Raw genomic sequence first — 19,628 nt, 5'->3', positions numbered from 1 at the left:
TATATCTGGTGCCTGCCGATTCTGTGCTGTGAATGGGTTCGCTCGATCCCATATCTCGAGAATGACACGCTTGATATCCGTTGTCCAGGTCGGCACCCGATGAATGATCATGCAGGTTCATGCAATGGCATACGGAGCCCCGGCTGGGGTAGGGGGGATACCAACCGACCGTTCGGGGGACCTGGCTGACCCCGCGCACAGTCAGCCGCATCTCTCTCTAAGGCTCCTACCTGGGGCTTAGCACCTCCGACCAGGGTTTTGAGAGATTTTCTGTATCGGACACCCTGAATGGAAGCCAAAACTGCCCCGAAGTTTACTCCAATTAGACCCAGGCGGTACAGCCATGCTGCATGATCATGCACTCCGGATTGCACCAGCGCGCACCGATGATCGCGGGTATTCTGGCACCTGTTGATGAATACCGTGCTGAGATTCGCTCTCTCGGTACGAACGAAAGCCCGACACCGTAGTCCGATTCCGGTGTTGGGCTTTCGTGTTGTCTACGGGACTACTGGCGGGGCCTGGTTGTGCCGGTTGAGTCGCCTTCCCCTCGACGCCACTGTTCCTCAGCGTGCAGGGGGCGTGAATCCGTGAGACCTGCTCGAACATGGTGCCCGACGCAGTGAGGTCCTGGCCGTTGGCGTATGCCTCGCGCATCGCTCGATGGGCCTGGCGGCGCTGTTCCAGTAGGTCAGCGGTTCGTTGTTCAAGTTCCGGCGACTCCAGGGCGTAAATTGCGTCCAGTTGTTCGCGTGAGAAATTCATGACCAAACCTCCGGTAGTCGAGCCCGACCGTGACTCAATAGTGCGCCTGTTCGGCCGTCGGCACGTCGGAATCGGACTGGTCCGTTACGGGTCCTGTAAGCCCCAATGACCGACGATGACGAACACGATCCGGAAGGGTCGACGATCGCGTTCGAGCGAGCGAAGATCGCGGCACTGATAGACGACACCGAGTCCGAGATGCGAGAGATCGACGCGGCGGATTCGCGGCTCGCCGCCGGGACGTACGGTATCTGCGACAGGTGTGGGACCGAGATCCCGGCGATCAGGCTGGAGGCACTTCCGGCCGCCCGCCGGTGCGTGCAGTGCGTGCGCCTGCGCTGAGACGTTTTTGACCTGGGGGACCACTGCCGGTATCGTCTCCCGTTGGCGTGTATGGGCTCGCCGCGTGTTCTTGTGCGCATCGAGCTCTTGTCCTCGGGTCTCAACTGGCCGCCGAGGGCATCCACTCGTCTTGGCCAGCAGCGACATCATGAAGACAGGAATTTTCTGTGTCTACTTACGCCCCGAAGGCCGGGGACACCACCCGGACGTGGCATGTGATCGACGCCACGGACGTCGTGCTCGGACGCCTCGCCGTCCAGGCCGCGACTCTGCTCCGCGGTAAGCACAAGCCCACCTACGCACCCAACGTCGACGGTGGCGACTTCGTCGTCATCATCAACGCCGAGAAGGTTGCCATCAGCGGCAACAAGCTCGACGGCAAGTTCCACCACCACCACTCCGGCCACCCGGGCGGTCTGAAGTCGCGCTCCACCCGCCAGGTGCTCGAGAACAACCCCGATCGTCTGGTGGAGAAGGCCGTTGTCGGCATGATCCCCAAGAACAAGCTCGGTAATGCCATCGCGAGCAAGCTGAAGGTCTACGCGGGCCCCAACCACCCGCATGCCGCCCAGCAGCCCGTTCCGTTCGAGATCAAGCAGGTGTCCCAGTGACGGCGCCGGAGGGAAATGACGTGACGTCGCAGGAGAACATCGAAGAGATCGCCGCCGACGAGTTCGTGGCCGTCGAAGAGCCGGAGGTGACCGCGGACATCGAGGCCGCTGCTGCTGCCCCGGCCCCGATCGTGTTCGATCGTCCGATCCAGACCGTCGGTCGCCGTAAGGAAGCCGTCGCTCGTGTTCGGATGTCGTCCGGCACCGGTGGATTCAAGCTCAACGGCCGCACCCTGGAGGATTACTTCCCCAACAAGGTGCACCAGCAGCTGATCAAGGCTCCTCTCGTGCTCGTCGATCGCGCGGAGTCCTTCGACATCGTTGCCCTGCTGCACGGCGGCGGACCGTCGGGACAGGCAGGCGCATTGCGTCTGGCCATCTCGCGTGCGCTGATCGAGCTCACCCCCGATGATCGCCCGCCGCTCAAGGCAGCCGGCTTCCTCACTCGTGACGCCCGTGCAGTCGAGCGCAAGAAGTACGGCCTGAAGAAGGCCCGTAAGGCGTCGCAGTACTCCAAGCGCTGACGCGTCTTACCCGTTCCATCCTCGAGGGCAGGCTCCATCAGTATCGGATGCCTGCCCTCGAGGCATTTCTCACGACACACTCTCCGCTCGAAGGAGTTCTTGGTTCATGGCGCGATTGTTCGGCACCGACGGGGTTCGCGGACTGGCAGGCGGGCTTCTGACCGCAGAGCTGGCGTTGCAGATCGCGAGAGCAGCGGCCTCCGTATTGGCACCGAACGTCGACGGCGGCAGACGCGTGGCACTCGTAGGTCGTGACCCGCGCATCAGTGGATCGATGCTGGGTGCCGCCGTGTCGGCCGGACTGACCGCCTCGGGTGTCGACGTGATCGACGTCGGGGTGCTTCCCACACCGGCGCTTGCCTACCTGACCGCCGAATACGGCGCGGCGCTCGGTGTGATGATCTCGGCATCCCACAATGCGATGCCCGACAACGGAATCAAGATCTTCGCTGCCGGCGGACACAAGCTCGACGACGACGTGGAAGACCGCATCGAAGCTGCCCTCGATCCCGACGCGCGCCCCGCGAACGACGGACCTCCGTTCGACGCGACCGGTGCTGCGATCGGTCGAATCGATGTCGCCCAGGACGCGGCCACGCGATACATCGAGCACCTGGCTGCGTCGGTCTCGCATCGACTCGACGGTGTCCGTGTCGTTGTCGACTGCTCGCACGGTGCCGCTTCGGTCGTCGGGCCTGAGATCTACCGACGGGCCGGCGCAACGGTGGTGGCGATCAACGCGGAACCCGACGGTATCAACATCAACGACGGTTGCGGATCGACGCACCTCGAGGGGTTGCAGAAGGCCGTCGTGGAGCACGGTGCCGACCTCGGTATCGCCCACGACGGAGATGCCGACCGCTGCCTGGCCGTGGACGCATCGGGCTCCGTGGTGGACGGTGACGCGATCATGGCCGTTCTGGCCATTGCCATGCGTGACGCGAATCAGTTGACCGACAACACGTTGGTTGCCACGGTCATGAGTAATCTCGGTCTGCACATTGCGATGCGTGAAGCGGGAATCACGTTGCGCACCACGGCAGTCGGTGATCGCTACGTGCTCGAGGAATTGCGCCGTGGCGGATTCGCGCTGGGCGGCGAGCAGAGCGGTCACGTGGTGCTTCCCGCCGTCGGCACGACGGGCGACGGCATCGCGACTGCGCTGCGACTGATGGAACGAATGGCTCGGACCGGCAGCAGTCTCGCGGACCTGGCGTCGGTGATGCGGACACTGCCGCAGGTGCTCATCAATGTGCGAGTGACGGACAAAGCGGCCGTGGCGTCGGCACCGTCGGTATCGGACGCGGTGGCCGTAGCCGAGCGCGAACTCGGCGAATCGGGCCGAGTTCTGTTGCGCCCCAGCGGTACCGAGCAGCTGGTGCGAGTGATGGTCGAGGCGTCCGAGCTCGACGTCGCGACCCGGCTCGCCGAAGAGCTGGCGGACCGGGTCGCGTCGGTCTGACGTCTCAGGCGGTGAGTTCGCGCAGCGCTGTCAACTGCGCGACGCGTCCGGCGGTGTTCTCGGCCAGCGGCGCGACGTTGAGGGTGGTGACACCTGCTTCGGCGAAGGCAGCGACCCGCTCCTTGACGTAGCTTTCCGGTCCGATGAGGTTCACTGCGCGAGCAAGCTCGTCGGGGACCGCAGCGGCCGCTTCTTCCTTCTTGCCGGCGAGATACAGATCCTGGATCTTCTCGGCCTCGGCCTCGTATCCGTAGCGCTGGGCCAGCGAGTTGTAGAAGTTCTTGCCCTTGGCACCCATGCCGCCGATGTAGAGCGCGAGATGTGGCTTGACCCAGGGCAGGTACTTTTCTGCGTCTTCGCCGATGGCCAGGGTGGGACTTGCGAACACCTGGAGTTCGCCGAGCGACGGGTCACGCTTGGCCTTGCCCGCAGCGAGCGAATCTCCCCAGACGTCGGCTGCTTTCTCGGGGAAGTAGAAGATGGGTTGCCAACCCTCGGCGATCTCGGCGGTGAGCTCGACGTTCTTGGGTCCGAGAGCGGCAATGACGACTGGAATGCGATCGCGCACAGGGTGATTGATGAGCTTGAGGGGTTTGCCCAGGCCGGTGCCCTGGTCGGCAGGCAGCGGAATCTGGTAGTGCTTGCCCTGATACTGCACCTTCTCGCGACGCCAGACCTGGCGGCAGATCTCGATGACCTCGCGGGTTCGTGCGATCGGTGCGTCGTACTTGACGCCGTGGAAGCCTTCGACGACCTGCGGCCCGGATGCGCCGAGTCCGAGTACGAAGCGGCCCTCCGATACGTAGTCGAGACCGGCGGCGGTCATGGCGGTCAGTGACGGTGTCCTGGTGTAGATCTGGAAGATGCCGGACGCGATCTTGATCGTGCTCGTCTTGGCGGCGAGGAATCCGAGTTGACTGACGGCGTCGAACGAGTAGGCCTCGGGCACGAAGATGATGTCGAGACCTGCCTTCTCGAGCTCGGCGACCTCGGCAACCGTCTCGTTGAAACCACCGCTGTAGTTCAGCATCGTTCCGATGTGCATGGGACTCCTCGTTCAGTGAGCAGCTCGGGAAGCTACTTCAGGTACCTGTTACTGACATTTCACATCGGGACGTTACCGCCCGCTGGGGAACCGATGTGCGTCGGCGCACGTCATAGTGAGAAAGGGGCACATCGAGGGCGAGACGGGGACGTATGAGTGAGGGATTCTGGGTGGACGTGGTCCGCGTTCGCGGAGTTGCAGAAGCCTTGGCGGTATCGGCAGACGCACTCGGCAGTGCGGCGGATTCGGTGGCCGACGCGGGCTTCGGGGCGGCCGGTGCCGGCCAGAACTACGGCGACCTCGGCGCTGCGTACACCCAAGCTCACCACGGCCTCGGCCGGGCCGTCGACTCGTGGAGATCCTCGGTCGAGGACGTCGCCAACGCCATCGTCACTGCCATGAACGACTACGAAGGCCAGGACGAGACGACGGCAGACGCGATCGAGTCGCCTCGATGACGTCACCTTCCGTCTCTCCGGAGCAGCACTCGTCGATAGACGAGATTCTCGATGCGAATGCGATAGGGCTGCTGCACTTCGAGCGCTTCCTGCCACTCGTCGCCCGGGTATCGAGCAGCGAAGAGTTTCCGAAGTACGAGCAAATATGCGCGAGGTACGACGAACAACGTGGCTTGAATCTCGGCGCGCTCGGCAACGATGCCGACGCGGTCGAAGCTATGTCTGCGGTACTCGGCGATCAGCTCGAGGAACACGTTCGATTGCGCCGGGTTCTCCAGATGCGATGGCACGGCGAGGCAGGCGACGCCGTGCAGATCTACCTCTCGGCCGAACAACAGACAGCGACCGAGTTCCTGAAATTGATCGAGGACTCACACCAGACGATGTCCGCCGCCGTCGAAGTTCTTCGCGACGCAGTCACCGACAAGGCAGAACTGTTCGGAGGACTCGACATCGATGCGGTGGACGGTCGGACTGTCGACGAGATCGACGCGATCCTGCTTGCTTCGGGAATCGAATGCGTTCCGTTCGATCGAGAGTCGGTGTTTCCTCGGTTGGCGGCGGCATTCGAGGAACTGGCCGAGCGAGCTCGAAGTGCGGACGTATCGGACGAGTTCGCAGCCGAGGTGGGTGAACGCAGTAGGGAGTGGATCCACGAGGAGTTCGTCCCGAGGATGAAGACCACCTGTGATGCTGTGCTCGACGCATGCACCTCGACGAACACCGCCGTTCGAGACAGTCTGGCGTTGCTGGTCGATGTTCTGGGCGACGTGCACGACCCGCCGTTCGGCGATCTCGACGAGCGGAGTTGGGCAATTGCACCCGGAACAACGTCTGCCGAACCGTGGCAGGCAGCCGACGACTCGTCGGCAACGCCCCCGGCGACTGCATCTGCTCCTGCGACACCGGCAGCCAGTGCGGCACAGTCGATCGCGGGTCCGACAGTCGCAGCACCGGCAGTCACGGCTCCGAACGCCGGTCCATCCGTGGTCGCGGGAGGTACCGACTCGTTCGGTCCACGAACATCCGAAGATGGGTCCGCTGCCGGAGCCGGCGAATCCTTGGACGGACTCGTGGATCGGGTGGTCGCCGAGATCGTGGATCGCGTCGACGAAGCGTTGAGCACTGCGATCCCAGATGACCGCAGCGCGGATGACGGCAGTGCTGATGACGCGAGCTCCGATGACCGCAGCTCCGGCGACGTCACGGATCGGTCCACTGCAGAACCGGATAGCGGATCAGCGGTGCAGGACGATCCTGCCGTCCCGCGGACGGAGTCGGCGCCATCGCTGCTGCCGGAGCAGTCGTTCCCGATCGACTCGCGCTCGCCCGGGGCCACCGACGAGCGTGGCCATCTCGAGGCCGAGCTCGATGGGCATCGCGCTCGCATCGCACTGTCAGAGGACGGTGCTGTGACGCTCCGACTCGAAACCCCGGGGCTGGGGGTTCGCTCGTTCGAGTTGAGAATCGGCCCGTTCGGCCTGCCCGAGATCGTCGAGATACCCGGTGCTGCGGACAACGTTGACGCGAACCAGCCATCGATACCGGCAGCCACGCCGCCGTCGGAACCTGTGTCTCCCTCAGAACCTGTGTCTCCCTCAGAACCTGTGCCGACGACCGACTCCGGTCCTGCCGACACGACACCGACCGAGTCCGGTCCTGCCGAAACGACACCGACCGAGTCCGGTTCTGTCGAGCCGGCACCGGCCGATTCGGTGCCGAGCCAGGGGTCCGATCCCATGTCGACGGATGCGCAGGCGCAGTGCCTGCCGGAATCGCCCACGGACGAGACCGTCCAGCAGGATGCAGACGAGTCCGGGAATGATCCGTCGGCCGCGCAGCATCCGGTGTCGGCAGATCTCCCGCGTCCTCCGGCCGAATCACACGATTCGAGCACCGGTGCCGGACTGAGTGAAGCGGGAACACTGTGAGCGCCGCCGGCGGGTGGCGGCGTGAGCTGCATCGAATACGCGACGAGCACCGTGACGCGATGGCGCGCGCGGCCGAGGCGCTCAGGCGGGCTCAGACCCCCACAACAGTGTCAGGCCGACACGACTCGCACACCGATTCCCCCGTGGATCCGGAAACGGAGCCGACTCGTGGTTCGGTGCTGCAGCCGGCTCACCTGGACCGGCGAAAGTCCGTACCGCATGTCGAGACCGAGCCCGAAGAACGGCCGCGATCCTGGCTGGTCTGACGTGGGGCGAGGTCGATCCGAATCAGCCTCGGCCGAGAAGAGCCTTGATCGACGCGGATGCCTTGGGCTTGGGCTGGGCGTCGAGCGGCGCGTGCGGATCGACCGCTCTGGTTCCGTCGATCTCACCTGCCGATCCGGCCAGCTCCTCGTAGTCGGAGTCGCCCGTGAGGTGGAACAGCAGAAATGCGGTCAGCACGGCCCGGGTGCGCTGCTGGGTCTTGCGGTCGGAGCTGTTGATTCCCAGTGAGCGGAGCATTCGCCGGCCTTCGACGAATCCGTCTGCCGTCGAGCCGTCGATTCGGCGGAGGACGGATGGTCCGTGCCAGGCCTGGGCGAGCGCGAGTGAATTGTCGTTGAGGGAATCGGCGTTCGAGTTGTCGCCGACGACGAGCCCGGGGACGGTAAGGCCGGCGGCGGCGTCCTCGGACGACGGTGCCGTCGGTGCCGGGAACAGTGCAGCGACGGCCTTGATGTCCGATCGCCGAGAGGCTGCGAGAACGGCAGTCCCGGCACCCATCGCATGGCCGGCTGTGGCGAGCTTCTCCGGATGCACGCTGATGTTGCCTGGACCCAATCGCACGCCGGTCATGATGTCGAGCACAGTGCCCAGGTCGGTGGCGAGTCCGCGGTGCGAGGGCACGAGGCCACGCTCGGTGTCCGGTGCCGCCACGACGATGCCCCAGGACGCCAAGTGCTTCAGTGTGTCGGTGTAGTGGCTGGGTCGGAGCAGCCAGCCGTGTGCGAAGGCCACGCCGGGCAGGCCGAAGCCCTCGGCCGGGGTGTAGACGACGCCGGGTTGTCCGGCGAGGGCAAGGTTGCCTCGCAGCACCTTGTGCGGGCCGCGCTTGGAGAGAGCAGATGCCAGCTTCTTCGGTTTCGCCACGAGAGATGACGCTACCGAACGCGGGCCGGTGAGGGGGACGGGGACACGTCGACCCGAGCGAATGGGTCGTGCGCGCCGTGCCGAGTACCCTGAACCACCATGTGCGGAATCGTGGGTTATGTCGGCCACCGCCCAGCTCTGGGTGTGGTGGTCGAAGCGCTTCGGCGTATGGAATATCGGGGCTACGACTCTGCGGGTATCGCAATTCTCGACGGAGCGGGAGCCACCGCCGTCGAGCGCAAAGCGGGTCGGCTGGCGAATCTCGAAGCCGAATTGGACGACATCGGTACCGATACGTTCGTCGGTACCACCGGGATGGGACACACCCGGTGGGCGACGCACGGCCGACCCACCGACCGCAACGCCCACCCTCACCGGGATGCGTCGGGCACCGTCGCGGTGGTGCACAACGGCATCATCGAGAACTTCGGCCCGCTTCGGGCCGAGTTGGAGGCTGTCGGGGTCGAGTTCCTGTCCGATACCGACACCGAGGTCGCAGTGCACCTCGTGTCGCGGGCCTACGCAGACGGTCCGACCGCGGGCAACTTCGTGGCCAGCGCCAAAGCTGTCCTGCGTCGACTCGAGGGTGCGTTCACCCTCGTGTTCACTCATTCCGATCACGCCGACACGATCGTTGCCGCACGCCGGTCCACGCCGCTGGTGTTGGGCGTGGGCGACGGCGAGATGTTCCTCGGTTCCGATGTCGCGGCGTTCATCGAGCACACGCGCGACGCCGTCGAACTCGGCCAGGATCAGGTTGTCGTGATCACTGCAGACGGATACGACATCAGTGATTTCGAGGGCAACGAGGCGCAGGGGCGCCCGTTCCGAATCGACTGGGATCTGGCGGCCGCCGAGAAGGGTGGTCACGACTACTTCATGCTCAAGGAGATCCAGGAGCAGCCGGCCGCCGTGGCGGATACGTTGCTCGGCCACTTCGACAACGGTCGGATTGTGCTCGACGAACAGCGGTTGTCCGATCAGGAGCTGCGCGACGTCGACAAGGTGTTCGTCGTGGCCTGCGGCAGCGCGTACCACTCGGGTCTGCTCGCCAAGTACGCGATCGAGCACTGGACCAGGCTGCCGGTCGAGGTGGAACTGGCCAGCGAATTCCGCTACCGCGACCCGGTCCTGGATCGATCGACCCTGGTCGTGGCCATCTCGCAGTCGGGCGAGACCGCAGACACCCTCGAAGCCGTGCGGCACGCCAAGGATCAGAAGGCGCGCGTCCTCGCCGTCTGCAACACCAATGGGTCACAGATTCCTCGTGAGGCCGACGCCGTCCTCTACACCCGGGCAGGCCCGGAGATCGGCGTCGCGTCGACCAAGGCATTCCTCGCCCAGGTGACAGCGAACTACCTGGTCGGCCTCGCTCTGGCACAGGCACGCGGCACCAAGTACCCCGACGAGGTCGCCCGCGAATTCGCCGAACTCGAAGCCATGCCCGAGTTGGTGCAGCGAGTTCTCGAGACGGTCGAGCCGGTCCGGGCGCTCGCCCGAGAGCTGTCGACCGCGACGACCATTCTCTTCCTCGGTCGACACGTCGGGTACCCGGTTGCGCTCGAAGGCGCGCTCAAGCTCAAGGAGCTCGCGTACATGCACGCGGAAGGCTTCGCGGCGGGCGAGCTCAAGCACGGACCGATCGCGCTGATCGAGGACGGTGTCCCGGTGATCATCGTGATGCCCTCGCCCAAGGGCCGCGCGGTGCTGCACTCGAAGATGTTGAGCAACATTCGGGAAATCCAGGCGCGTGGTGCGCGGACCGTCGTCATCGCCGAGGAAGGCGACGAGGCAGTGCGGCCGTTCGCCGACAACCTGATCGAGATACCGGCCGCTTCGACGCTGTTGCAGCCGTTGCTGTCGACCATCCCACTGCAGGTGTTCGCTGCCGAGGTCGCCCAGGCGCGGGGCTACGACGTGGACAAGCCGCGCAATCTGGCCAAGTCCGTCACCGTCGAGTAGAGCCCCATCATCTGACGACCACTGCACCCTTCATCTGCGGATGGAGGGTGCAGTAGTAGCGGTAGGTGCCGGGCTCGTCGAAAGTTTGCACGTAGTCGCCGTATCCGAGCACGGGGCTGTGCAGGAGGGTCGAGGCCGTTCCGAGACCGACCACGTTGTGTCCGACGCCGCGATCGGCGAAATGCCACGCCACACTCTGGCCGACGTCGATCGTGACAGACGTAGGAGAGTAGGCCATTCCGGCCACCTGCACGGTGACGTCGGCGATCGATTCGTCCACCGTCAGCGTCGACGGGTCCTCGGTGCAGCCGGTCGCCCCGACAACGATCGGGAGCAGGACCGTGAGCGTGAACGCTGCCGTTCCACCGCCGCGAGATGTCATCTTTCGAGGCTAACCGCCTACGTCACGGTGCCTGATCGGGCGCACGTAGGCTCGAGGTTCACGCCAGCGGATAACGAGAGGACCTCGGCATGCGCGCCTATTACACACCCGAGCAGATACGGAATGCGGAAGCGCCGCTGCTGAATTCCTTGCCGAACGGCGTTCTCATGCGTCGCGCCGCCTATGGCTTGGCCACTGTGGTGGCAGCCGAGCTCGCGGCGCGCACGGGCGGCGTCGCGGGTCGGCGCGTGACGATTCTGGTGGGCACGGGTGACAACGGTGGCGACGGTCTGTGGGCCGGGGCATATCTGCGTCGACGGGGCGTCTCGGTGTCCGCACTGCTTCTCGATCCGGCACGTGCGCATGCCGAAGGGCTGGAGGCCCTGCGCTCGTCGGGCGGACGGGTGGTGACGCAGTGCGGACCGGCCGACGTCGTGATCGACGCCATCGTGGGGATTTCCGGTAGAGGTCCACTGCGGCCCGACGCAGCTGCGGTCGTCGCGCAGATCACCGCACCGATCGTGTCGGTGGACGTACCCAGTGGTGTGGACGCCGAGACCGGTGCTGCGCCGGGTCCGGCGGTGACGGCCGATGTGACGGTGACGTTCGGCGCGCGCAAGCCCGTCCACGTTCTTGCCGTACCTCGTTGTGGCCGAGTCGAACTGGTCGACATCGGGCTGACGCTTCCGGCTCCGGTGATGGCGTCGTTCGAGCCGGCCGACGTCGGGAACGTCTGGCCGATACCCACCGCCTCGGACGACAAATATTCGCAGGGCGTGGTGGGAATCCTGGCCGGCAGCGCGACATTCCCTGGTGCCGCACTGCTCTGTGTCGGTGCGGCCGTCGCGGCCACCTCCGGAATGGTCCGCTACGTGGGAAGCGCGGGTGCAGAGGTCGTTTCGCATCATCCGGAGGTGGTGGCCGCCCCAGATCTCGACGTGGCCGGCAGAGTTCAGGCGTGGGTGGTCGGTCCGGGCTTCGGTACCGACGAGCCCTCGGCGGAGACAGTGCGCCGGGTGCTGGAATCGGATCTGCCGGTCGTCGTCGATGCGAATGCGCTGACGATCCTCGCAGGCAACGCACAGTGGGTGACCGGGCGCACCGCACCGACCCTGCTGACCCCGCACGCCGGAGAATTCGCACGCCTGACCGGGTCGGACCCGGGCCCCGACCGCGTGGGAGCGGTGCGCGATCTTGCCGCACGTTGGGGTGTGACCGTGCTGCTCAAGGGACGCGCAACGATCATCGCCGATGCCGACGGGACCACCTTCGTCAGCGACGCCGGGGGATCGGCCGCATCGACCGCCGGATCCGGCGACGTTCTCTCCGGCATCCTCGGGGCCTTGCTCGCCTCGGGAATGTCGCCCTCCACCGCTGCGGCCTGCGGGGCAAAGGTCCACGCTCTCGCCGCAGCCCGCGCGGCACATGGATCGGGCGGGGAGTTCGCGGCGCCCGTATCGGCGAGCCCACTGTGCGCGTCCATCTCGGACGCGATCCGTACCGTGCGCTCGCTCACAGACGGATCGAGATAGTTTCAGGTCCCACTCCGGGCACCGGGTGTGTCACGAGTTGTGCCACCCTGATCCGTCGTTTGCCCGGCCCGGATGGCACTATCGAATGTTGTGAGTATCGGCTGCGGTGACGAGAGGACAGGTTCGGGCGCGGTGGCGTCCGTCGACCTCGACGCAGTGGCCCACAACGTACGCGTCTTGCAACAGTTCGCCGGCGACGCTGCCGTGATGGCGGTGCTCAAGGCCGACGGGTACAACCACGGTGCCATCGAGGTCGCACACGCCGCGGTGGCAGCAGGCGCGCAGGAGATCGGCGTCACCACGATCGGCGAGGCTCTCGAACTCCGCGCAGCGGGAATCCGCGTACCTGTGCTGGCATGGCTGCATCGAACGGATTCCGATTACGATGCCGCGATCACCGCACAGGTGGGGATCGGGGTGTCCACGGCAGCCCAGCTCGACGCCGTGGTGGCAGCAGCGCGCAGAGTCGGCCGCGCCGCAGACCTCTCGCTCAAGATCGATACCGGGCTCAATCGCAACGGGGTCGCGGAGGCAGATCTCGATGTCGTCCTCGACGCGACGGCGGCCGCCGTCGCGGAGGGAGCCGTGCACTTGGTCGGCATGTTCTCGCACCTCGCGTGCTCCGACGAACCCGAGCACCCGGCCAACGACGCCCAAGCTCAGCGGCTTCGCGACGCAGTGAGTCGCGCCACCCGGCGCGGAACGCCTCCCGCCGTCGTACATCTGTCCAACTCGGCGGCCACGTTGACCAGGCCCGATCTCGGTTTCGACATGGTCCGTCCGGGTATTGCTCTCTACGGTTTGTCGCCCGTGCCGCAGTTGGGAAAGTTCGGTTTGCGGCCGGTGATGACCCTGTCGGCGCAGGTGGCGAACATCAAGAAGGTGAGCAAAGGTGAATCGGTGTCGTACGGATACACCTGGACCGCTCAGACCGACACCGTGGTCGCGCTCATCGCTCTCGGATATGCCGACGGCGTCGTCCGCAGTCTCAGTGGGCGGTTCGAGGTGACGATCGCAGGTCGGCGTTTCCCTTCGGTGGGACGAGTGTGCATGGACCAATTCGTCGTCGACCTCGGCGGCGACGGCTCGGGTGTCGCGGTCGGCGACGAGGCGCTACTCTTCGGGCCAGGGGACAGGGGAGAGGCGCACGCCCAGGATTGGGCAGATGCGCTCGAAACGATCAGCTACGAGGTCGTCACCGGCATTCGTGGACGTGTTCGACGACAGTTCGTCGGCGCGCGCTCAGGGGAGGCGACGGAATAGATCATGCTCGGATTGCTGGAGAGTATTGCAATTGTGGTGCGCGAGACGGCGTTCCGATCGAACAAGGACCCGCTGGCCACCGAAAATCTCGATCTCATGGACGCGGACCGCGGCAGTATCGTCACCGCGGACGACGGTGTGCCACTGGCGGTGCGCGAAGTCGGCCCGACCGACGCCGAGCTGACCGTGATCTTCGTGCACGGCTACTGTCTGCGTACGTCGTCCTGGCATTTCCAACGTCGTGCACTCGAACAGCAATGGGGTTCGACGGTCCGCATGGTCTTCTACGACCAGCGCGGCCACGGTCGCTCGGGCGTGCCGAGCCCGGACAGCTGCACCATCGGCCAGCTTGGCCTGGATCTGGACGCGGTGATTCGCTCGGTCGTGCCCAAGGGGCGCATCGTCCTGGTCGGTCACTCGATGGGCGGTATGTCGATCCTGTCCATGGCACGGCAACGGTCGGACGTGCTGCGCCAGCGAGTCATAGGCGCGGTGCTGATCTCGACGACCGCTGCCGGTCTCGCGCAATCCGGAGTCGGTCGTAGTCTGCAGAATCCGGCGGTCGACGCGTTTCGCCTCGCGGTACGGACCTCGCCCGGCGTCGTTCAGTTCGGCCGTGGTGCCGTGCGCGCACTCATCTCACCGATATTGCGTGCGGCGTCCTACGGAACCAGGGTGTCCCCGCGTCTGGTGGCATTCTCTCAATCGATGATCGACGACACCTCGGTTGTCACGATCGTCAATTTTCTCGAAACACTCGAGTTGCACGACGAGTCCGAGGCTCTCGTGGAATTCGAGAACATTCCGGTATCGGTGGTGTGTGGCGACGAGGATTGGATCATCCCGTTCGCCAGTTCCGAGGCGCTGGCGCAGGCCCTGCCGCGTTCGGAGACGGTGCGCGTCCGACAGGGCGGTCATCTGGTTCAGCTCGAATTTCCCGAACAGGTCAACGGTGCGATTCTGCGCCTCGTGGCGCGAGCGTCGGAAGCCGCAGGCAAGAAGCGGCGGTGGGGCGTTGTCTGACGTGCTGTTGACACTGCCGGTGGATGCCGAGTTGGTCACTGCTGCAGACACTGCCGAGTTCGGCGCACGGTTGGCGAACGTTCTGGTGGCGGGTGATCTGGTGATTCTCGACGGTCCGTTGGGCGCAGGGAAGACCGCGATGACCAAAGGTATTGCCGCAGGTCTCGGCGTGCAGGGGCGGGTGACGTCACCGACCTTCGTCATTGCCCGTGAGCATCGGCCCGGGCCGCGGCCGCATGGTTTACCGCCGGTTGCGCTCGTGCACGTCGATGCCTACCGGCTCGGGATGACCGGACAATCGGCACTCGACGAACTCGACGCTCTGGACCTGGATACCGACCTCACCGATGCGGTGGTCGTGGTCGAGTGGGGCGAGGGTTTGGTCGAAAAACTGACGGACGGACACGTCTCGATTCGGTTGACACGCGATCCGGAGTCTGATGTCCGACGCGTGAGCGCTCGCCGTGTCGGCGATGTGCCGGTCAGCCCGCTGCCGGCGTGAGTAGAGCCACCAACTGTGCTCGCCCCCTGCTGATCCGGCTCTTGACCGTCTGAATCCCGACCCGCTGGTGGGCGGCTATCTCCGAATACGACAGATCGGCGAACTCTCGAAGCACGATTGCCTCGCGGAAGTCCTCCGGGAGCTGAGCCAGGGCAGATCGAACTGCGTCCACGTCTGCTACCCGGTCGGCCGTGGGGGACGACAGGTCGGGCAGTTCGATCCCCTCAGGCGAGTAGTCGAGGACTTCCTTGCGTCGACGGATCAACGAGAGCGATGCGTTGGCAGCGATGCGATGCAGCCACGTGCTGAATTTGGCATCACCGCGGAATCGGTGGAGATTCTGCCAAGCCGAGGTGAGAGTGTCCTGTAGGGCGTCCTCGGCGTCGTGCCGATTTCCGGTGATCTGCAGGCAGACTGCCCAGGCGTGAGTGCGATGTCGACCGACCAGCTCGCCGAACGCAGCACTGTCGCCCTCGCGGCACAAGGCCAACAAAGCACTGTCGTTCATACATGCTCCCCCAACACAGGACTAGTCGGTCTGTTTCTGTTCCTGAGGTAATGATATCGCTCAGCGGAGACATCGTCTCGCCGCCCCCTGAGGCGGATGGACTCGTTCGACTACGGTCCGAAGTCGGATCCGTTGCCCAGGTCGATGTCGTCCGCGTCCCAGTGCCCGCCGTCATCCTGCTCGTGGCTGTGATGATCGTGCTCGTCGGTGTGATGATCATTGCCGTCCAGGTGCGACGATCCGTGATCCAGTAGACCGTCGTGGGAAGGATCGTAGCCCCCGGCGGTGTCGGAATCGTTGTCGTCGTCCGGGTCGGGCAACAGCACGTCCTGCGCATCGAAGACGGTATCCGTGTCGTCCATGATCGGGACCATCACGTCGTCGACGGGGGGAGAGTCGGGATCGAGCGCGTGGGAGAGCGCTGCCGACCAGACATCGGCAGGTGGTGCCGGTAGCACGACCGATCGGTCGAGGCCGAGAATGTCGAAGACGCTGTCGCCGTCGCTGCTCACTTCACAATCCTCTCGTCCTTCACGAGTATGCACTCATATTCAGACAATCAGGTCAGCGGGATGAGGGCCCACAGTTTGGGGGCCAGGGCAGCGAGGCCGGGATCGACCGAAGTGGTGTCGGCGAGATCCGGATCGGTGTCGTCCGCCACCAGCATCTCGTGATCGGAGTCTGCCCAGGCGTTGTCGAACTCGTCGATGGAGATCTCGAACTGGTTGCCGTCCGGATTGCCGGGGTCGGACAAGATCACCACGCCGCGATCCTCGTCGATGCCGGCGACGACCAATGCGTGATCGGGAGTGTCGTCCTCGTAGGTCTCGGTACCGGGGTACCAGATTTCACCCGAGTCGACCATGGCGATGACGCCGTACCCTTCGGACAGCTTCGCCTCGAGATCCTGCATCGAACTGCTCTCCAGATGACACGGAACTCCTTGATCTTCCATCAGGATCTCCATGTCGGCGGACGTCATACCCATGGACGGATCGTTGTTGGGAAACAGGCCGAGCTCGAGGGCTCGGTCGACCAACTGCTGGGGGTCGGTGATGTTCAGTCCGGTGTACTCGGAGACCACCTGCGCAATCGACGACGGCCCGCAGTAACCGTCGACCTCCTGATAGAACCAATCTGCCGTCCATGCCGTCGGGGTGCCGTAGGAACCGTCCTCGGGCACCGGAGCGCCGTCCGCGGGCGGCGGAACGTCCACGGGCTCGGGGGCAGGAGGCGGGACGTCGGTCGGCTCGGGCACGAGTGCCGGCTCGGGATCGGTGTTCGGCTCGGGAACCACTGCAGGCGAGGGTGATTCGGCCGGCGGGTCGCTCAGGTCCGGTACCGAAGGGTCGGGAACTCCTGGCGCGGAATCCGGGGTCATCGACGGCATGTCGGGCATTTCGGGTGCCGACACCGCGCTCGGCGATTCGACGTAGTCCATCGAGGGCATCGTGGGCATCGACGGTGCTGCCAGGGTGTCGCCGAGGGAATGGTCGACGCTGTCCGAGTAGTCGTCGGTGTCCGTGCCCGATGCCGCGTCGTGGTCCGCGGAGGTGTCGGTGAAATCGAAGTGCTCGTTCATCTCGGTCTCTTTCGTCTGGGATCAGGAACGAACGCGGGGATCAGGCCAGGTCCGGCGTGGGGTTGAAATCGCCGGACTGATCGGTGTCGATGTAGACCTCGTCCGCGTATCCGTCGCCGTCGGTGTCGACTCCGAGGTAATCGAGTGTGCCGTCGCCGTTGGTGTCGAGGAGGACGGTATCGATCACTCCGTCCCCGTCGGTGTCGAGATCCACCTCGTCCGCCGTGCCGTCGCCGTCCAGATCGAAGATGGCCGTGTCGGCGTTGCCGTCGCCGTCGGTGTCCATGCGGGTCTCGTCGGTGACACCGTCACCGTCGAGGTCGGTATCGACGATGTCGAAGCGACCGTCGCCTGCACTGGACGTCTCGACGACGTCGGCCACTCCGTCTCCGTCGTAGTCGTGCAGGATCTGATCGACGGTTCCGTTGCCGTCGAGGTCGATCTGTGTGGTGTCGACGACGCCGTCGCCGTCGAGATCACGATGCGAGACATACGAATTCGTGTCGGCTGGTTCGGGTGCCGAGCTCGCGGGCTCCGGGGCAGTCGCCGGTGCTGCAGGAGTCGGGGCGGCGGGCTCGGGGACGGAGGCGGCCGAATCGTCGGTGGTCGTCGGTGCCGGCACCGTGCCTGGTTCGACGAACTTGGCGTCGTCCGGGTTACCGGTCACCTGAGGGTTGGTGGAGGCGGGTGCGGTGGGTTCGCTCGAGGTGGGTTCCTGGGGAGGCATGGCTTGCTCCTTTTTTGTGTGTGTCTCGCGGGCAATCGGTAGTGAGATGCGCCGATCGATCGCAATGTTCCCGCCGCGTGCGATATTCGTTCGCGACTCCGGCTTTTCAGAGCAGACCGATTGCCCGCAGAAATTCGAGCGCGTTGTCGTCGGTGGTGAAGTTCGAGAACCGTGCGGACAGGCCGGTGCCGGGGTCGAAATACTCTGCCGTACTCGTGGAGGCGCTGTACCCCTTGCCGTAGACGATCTTGGAACCGCTTGCTGCGCCGTCGATTACCGTGTCGCCGGGGGCCAGGGGATAGTCGCGAATGCCTGCGAGTTGGCGCTTGACCTGTTTGATGTCGACATACGAGGTGAAGGTGTGTGCGGGTCCGTAGCTGGACTCGAACAACGGGTCGAACGTGCTCGGTGAAACCAGCGTGCAGGATGCGATCAGTCCGCCGGTATCGGTGAAGTCGGAGTTGACGCACTTCTCGACCGCACTGTTCAGCGCGCTCGGTAGTGCCGAGCGGATGGCATCGACATCCGACGCGAATGCGGCGGCCCCGCTCGCGGTCGTGGTTCCGCCGGTATCCGCTGTACTCGAGCTGTCTCGATCGCTGCCGAAGACGATGTACCCGGCGATCAGGGCTGCGATGACCACCACCGCTGCGATTGTCGAGGCGACGACGGTGCGGGCTGCGGGCTTTCTCCGTGCACCCGAGGACGATGCAGTGTCGGCGACCGGCGTGGCGGCGGGGGTCGGCGTCGGGGTCGGTGCGGTGTCCTGGGCTGCGGACCGATGCGCGGTGGCGATCAATGCGCCCTGCGCGACAACGGTTTTGGGGTCGTCGAGAGTGGCGATAGGGCCGAGCGCAGCGAGCCGGTCGTGCACTATCGGCACCCGTGACGACCCGCCGGTGAGGTACAGCGCAGAGAGGCGGTTCCCGACGGCAATCCCGGCGTCGACCAAGGTCTGACGAGTCAGCTGCACTGCCCGCTCCACATCGTCGGCGATGAGTTCGTCGAACTCGTCGCGGGTGATGTACAGCGTTTCCTGCTGCCCGTTGCCTGCAACGGTCACCGACGCCGATGGGGTCGACGACAGCAGCTCCTTGGCCCGCCGAATGGAGTCCTCGAGGCTGCGGGCCACGTGCATGGGCGCACTGCGTCGAATGAAGTCGAGCAATTCGGGGTTGCGGTCGAGTAGTTGTTCGTCCACCCAACGGCGCAACCTCGAGTCCAAGGACTTCCCGCCCAACGTGTTGTCGCCGCGCGCGGCGATCACCTCGAACGAGTGCTCGGTGGCTCGCAGGACGGCGACATCGAGTGTGCCGCCCCCGAAGTCGAACACTGCGATCTCGGTTCCTGGCGGCATCGCGCTCGATCTCGAGTAATAGTGCGCCGCTGCTCGGGGCTCGGATACGGTCGCTACCCTGTCGCGCGGGTAGCCGACTCGGGCGGCCGCGTCGAGAAGTATGTCGATCTCGCGGGGCGACCACGCTTCCGGATGCGTGAGTATCAATCGGTTCGGTGGAACTCCGCGCCGGATTGCTGTCGCGGCCGTGATGACGGCGTGCAGTACTGCGGCTGCGGGCAGTGCCGACGGAATGTCGTAGCCGTTGACGTTGAGCACCTCTTGGCCGATGACGCGCTTGGGCGACGGAACGAAGGCCGCGGGGTTGGTCTGTGCTCGGTTGATCGCCACGTCGCCGACTTCGATCGAGTGCGGGGACTCGACGAACACCGCCGACGGCATCAGGTTTCCCTGGTGCGTCAGGGGCACTACCTCCGCCGCGTCCGAGCCGTTGTCGGCATGTGCGGCAGCGGTATTGGACGTACCGAAGTCGACGCTGAGCATCCAACCGGCCATCATGTGCT

19 protein-coding genes and 1 pseudogene are annotated in these 19,628 nt (G+C 65.1%); 12 read left to right on the top strand and 8 right to left on the bottom strand.

From position 1 onward, the window contains the following. Positions 1–873: 873 nt before the first annotated feature. The 4 genes and pseudogenes from BH93_RS17780 to glmM all read left to right on the top strand — a co-directional run. A pseudogene (locus tag BH93_RS17780) lies at positions 874–1,107 on the top strand (TraR/DksA C4-type zinc finger protein); the annotation flags it as partial. Between the two features lie 167 nt (positions 1,108–1,274). Continuing rightward, positions 1,275–1,718: a 50S ribosomal protein L13 gene (gene rplM, locus BH93_RS17775; protein ID WP_027496344.1), complete on the top strand. Its 444-nt coding sequence runs from the start codon at positions 1,275–1,277 to the stop codon at positions 1,716–1,718. After that, on the top strand, positions 1,715–2,242 hold the full coding sequence (gene rpsI, locus BH93_RS17770) for a 30S ribosomal protein S9 (RefSeq protein WP_032376665.1): 528 nt from the start codon (positions 1,715–1,717) through the stop codon (positions 2,240–2,242). Before rplM ends, rpsI begins: the two co-directional genes overlap by 4 nt. Before the next feature lie 106 nt (positions 2,243–2,348). Then, on the top strand, positions 2,349–3,704 hold the full coding sequence (glmM, locus tag BH93_RS17765; RefSeq protein WP_037176602.1) for a phosphoglucosamine mutase: 1,356 nt from the start codon (positions 2,349–2,351) through the stop codon (positions 3,702–3,704). A gap of 4 nt (positions 3,705–3,708) precedes the next feature. On the opposite strand, the gene BH93_RS17760 is transcribed toward glmM, so the two are convergent. Further along, positions 3,709–4,749 (bottom strand): LLM class F420-dependent oxidoreductase, encoded by a 1,041-nt coding sequence (locus tag BH93_RS17760; protein WP_032404679.1) that lies wholly within the window; start codon positions 4,747–4,749, stop codon positions 3,709–3,711. Between the two features lie 152 nt (positions 4,750–4,901). Between BH93_RS17760 and BH93_RS17755 the strand changes: the two genes are divergently transcribed. From BH93_RS17755 to BH93_RS17745, 3 genes are read left to right on the top strand one after another with little or no spacing between them, the layout of a single operon-like run. Continuing rightward, positions 4,902–5,207, top strand: coding sequence for a type VII secretion target (locus tag BH93_RS17755; RefSeq protein ID WP_037147840.1), 306 nt, complete (start codon positions 4,902–4,904; stop codon positions 5,205–5,207). Continuing rightward, positions 5,204–7,138 (top strand): hypothetical protein, encoded by a 1,935-nt coding sequence (locus tag BH93_RS17750; RefSeq protein WP_155291089.1) that lies wholly within the window; start codon positions 5,204–5,206, stop codon positions 7,136–7,138. The genes BH93_RS17755 and BH93_RS17750 overlap by 4 nt, the downstream gene beginning before the upstream one ends. After that, positions 7,135–7,404 carry a hypothetical protein gene (locus tag BH93_RS17745; RefSeq protein ID WP_037176606.1) on the top strand — a complete coding sequence of 90 codons (270 nt, stop codon included), beginning with the start codon at positions 7,135–7,137 and terminating at the stop codon, positions 7,402–7,404. Before BH93_RS17750 ends, BH93_RS17745 begins: the two co-directional genes overlap by 4 nt. Before the next feature lie 22 nt (positions 7,405–7,426). Here BH93_RS17745 and BH93_RS17740 read toward each other — a convergent pair whose 3' ends face one another. Beyond that, positions 7,427–8,287: a dienelactone hydrolase family protein gene (locus BH93_RS17740; protein ID WP_037176607.1), complete on the bottom strand. Its 861-nt coding sequence runs from the start codon at positions 8,285–8,287 to the stop codon at positions 7,427–7,429. Positions 8,288–8,386: 99 nt separating this feature from the next. Here BH93_RS17740 and glmS point away from each other — a divergent pair, with 99 nt between their 5' ends. Next, the gene (gene glmS / locus BH93_RS17735) at positions 8,387–10,249 is read left to right on the top strand and encodes a glutamine--fructose-6-phosphate transaminase (isomerizing) (RefSeq protein WP_032376725.1); all 1,863 of its coding nucleotides are present in this window, start codon (positions 8,387–8,389) and stop codon (positions 10,247–10,249) included. 7 nt (positions 10,250–10,256) lie between these two features. Here the strand turns inward: glmS and BH93_RS17730 are convergent, their stop codons facing one another. Further along, on the bottom strand, positions 10,257–10,631 hold the full coding sequence (locus BH93_RS17730; protein ID WP_052065677.1) for a cupredoxin domain-containing protein: 375 nt from the start codon (positions 10,629–10,631) through the stop codon (positions 10,257–10,259). A gap of 89 nt (positions 10,632–10,720) precedes the next feature. On the opposite strand from BH93_RS17730, the gene BH93_RS17725 reads away from it, so the two are divergent. From BH93_RS17725 to tsaE, 4 genes are all read left to right on the top strand, one after another. Then, on the top strand, positions 10,721–12,163 hold the full coding sequence (locus BH93_RS17725; protein ID WP_037176609.1) for an NAD(P)H-hydrate dehydratase: 1,443 nt from the start codon (positions 10,721–10,723) through the stop codon (positions 12,161–12,163). A gap of 72 nt (positions 12,164–12,235) precedes the next feature. Beyond that, positions 12,236–13,426 (top strand): alanine racemase, encoded by a 1,191-nt coding sequence (gene alr / locus BH93_RS17720; RefSeq protein WP_052065679.1) that lies wholly within the window; start codon positions 12,236–12,238, stop codon positions 13,424–13,426. A gap of 3 nt (positions 13,427–13,429) precedes the next feature. Further along, positions 13,430–14,449, top strand: a complete 1,020-nt coding sequence (locus BH93_RS17715) for an alpha/beta fold hydrolase (protein WP_037176611.1) — start codon at positions 13,430–13,432, stop codon at positions 14,447–14,449. After that, positions 14,442–14,951 carry a tRNA (adenosine(37)-N6)-threonylcarbamoyltransferase complex ATPase subunit type 1 TsaE gene (gene tsaE / locus BH93_RS17710; protein ID WP_037176612.1) on the top strand — a complete coding sequence of 170 codons (510 nt, stop codon included), beginning with the start codon at positions 14,442–14,444 and terminating at the stop codon, positions 14,949–14,951. The genes BH93_RS17715 and tsaE overlap by 8 nt, the downstream gene beginning before the upstream one ends. Here the strand turns inward: tsaE and BH93_RS17705 are convergent. From BH93_RS17705 to BH93_RS17685, 5 genes are all read right to left on the bottom strand, one after another. Further along, on the bottom strand, positions 14,932–15,459 hold the full coding sequence (locus BH93_RS17705) for an RNA polymerase sigma factor (RefSeq protein ID WP_032376729.1): 528 nt from the start codon (positions 15,457–15,459) through the stop codon (positions 14,932–14,934). The genes tsaE and BH93_RS17705 overlap by 20 nt on opposite strands. A 110-nt stretch (positions 15,460–15,569) precedes the next feature. Further along, the gene (locus tag BH93_RS17700) at positions 15,570–15,971 is read right to left on the bottom strand and encodes a hypothetical protein (RefSeq protein ID WP_052065682.1); all 402 of its coding nucleotides are present in this window, start codon (positions 15,969–15,971) and stop codon (positions 15,570–15,572) included. A 47-nt stretch (positions 15,972–16,018) separates the two neighbouring features. Continuing rightward, positions 16,019–17,041: a C39 family peptidase gene (locus BH93_RS17695; RefSeq protein WP_052065685.1), complete on the bottom strand. Its 1,023-nt coding sequence runs from the start codon at positions 17,039–17,041 to the stop codon at positions 16,019–16,021. Between the two features lie 40 nt (positions 17,042–17,081). After that, entirely contained in the window at positions 17,082–17,768 is a 687-nt protein-coding gene (locus tag BH93_RS17690) for a hypothetical protein (protein WP_080739216.1), read from the bottom strand. 106 nt (positions 17,769–17,874) lie between these two features. Next, positions 17,875–19,623: an Hsp70 family protein gene (locus BH93_RS17685; protein ID WP_037176614.1), complete on the bottom strand. Its 1,749-nt coding sequence runs from the start codon at positions 19,621–19,623 to the stop codon at positions 17,875–17,877. Between the last annotated feature and the right edge of the window lie 5 nt (positions 19,624–19,628).

This window comes from Rhodococcoides fascians A25f (assembly GCF_000760935.2).
Classification (GTDB): domain Bacteria; phylum Actinomycetota; class Actinomycetes; order Mycobacteriales; family Mycobacteriaceae; genus Rhodococcoides.
Note: the sequence above shows the minus strand (reverse complement) of the source record. Positions and strands in the feature narration are given on the sequence as shown.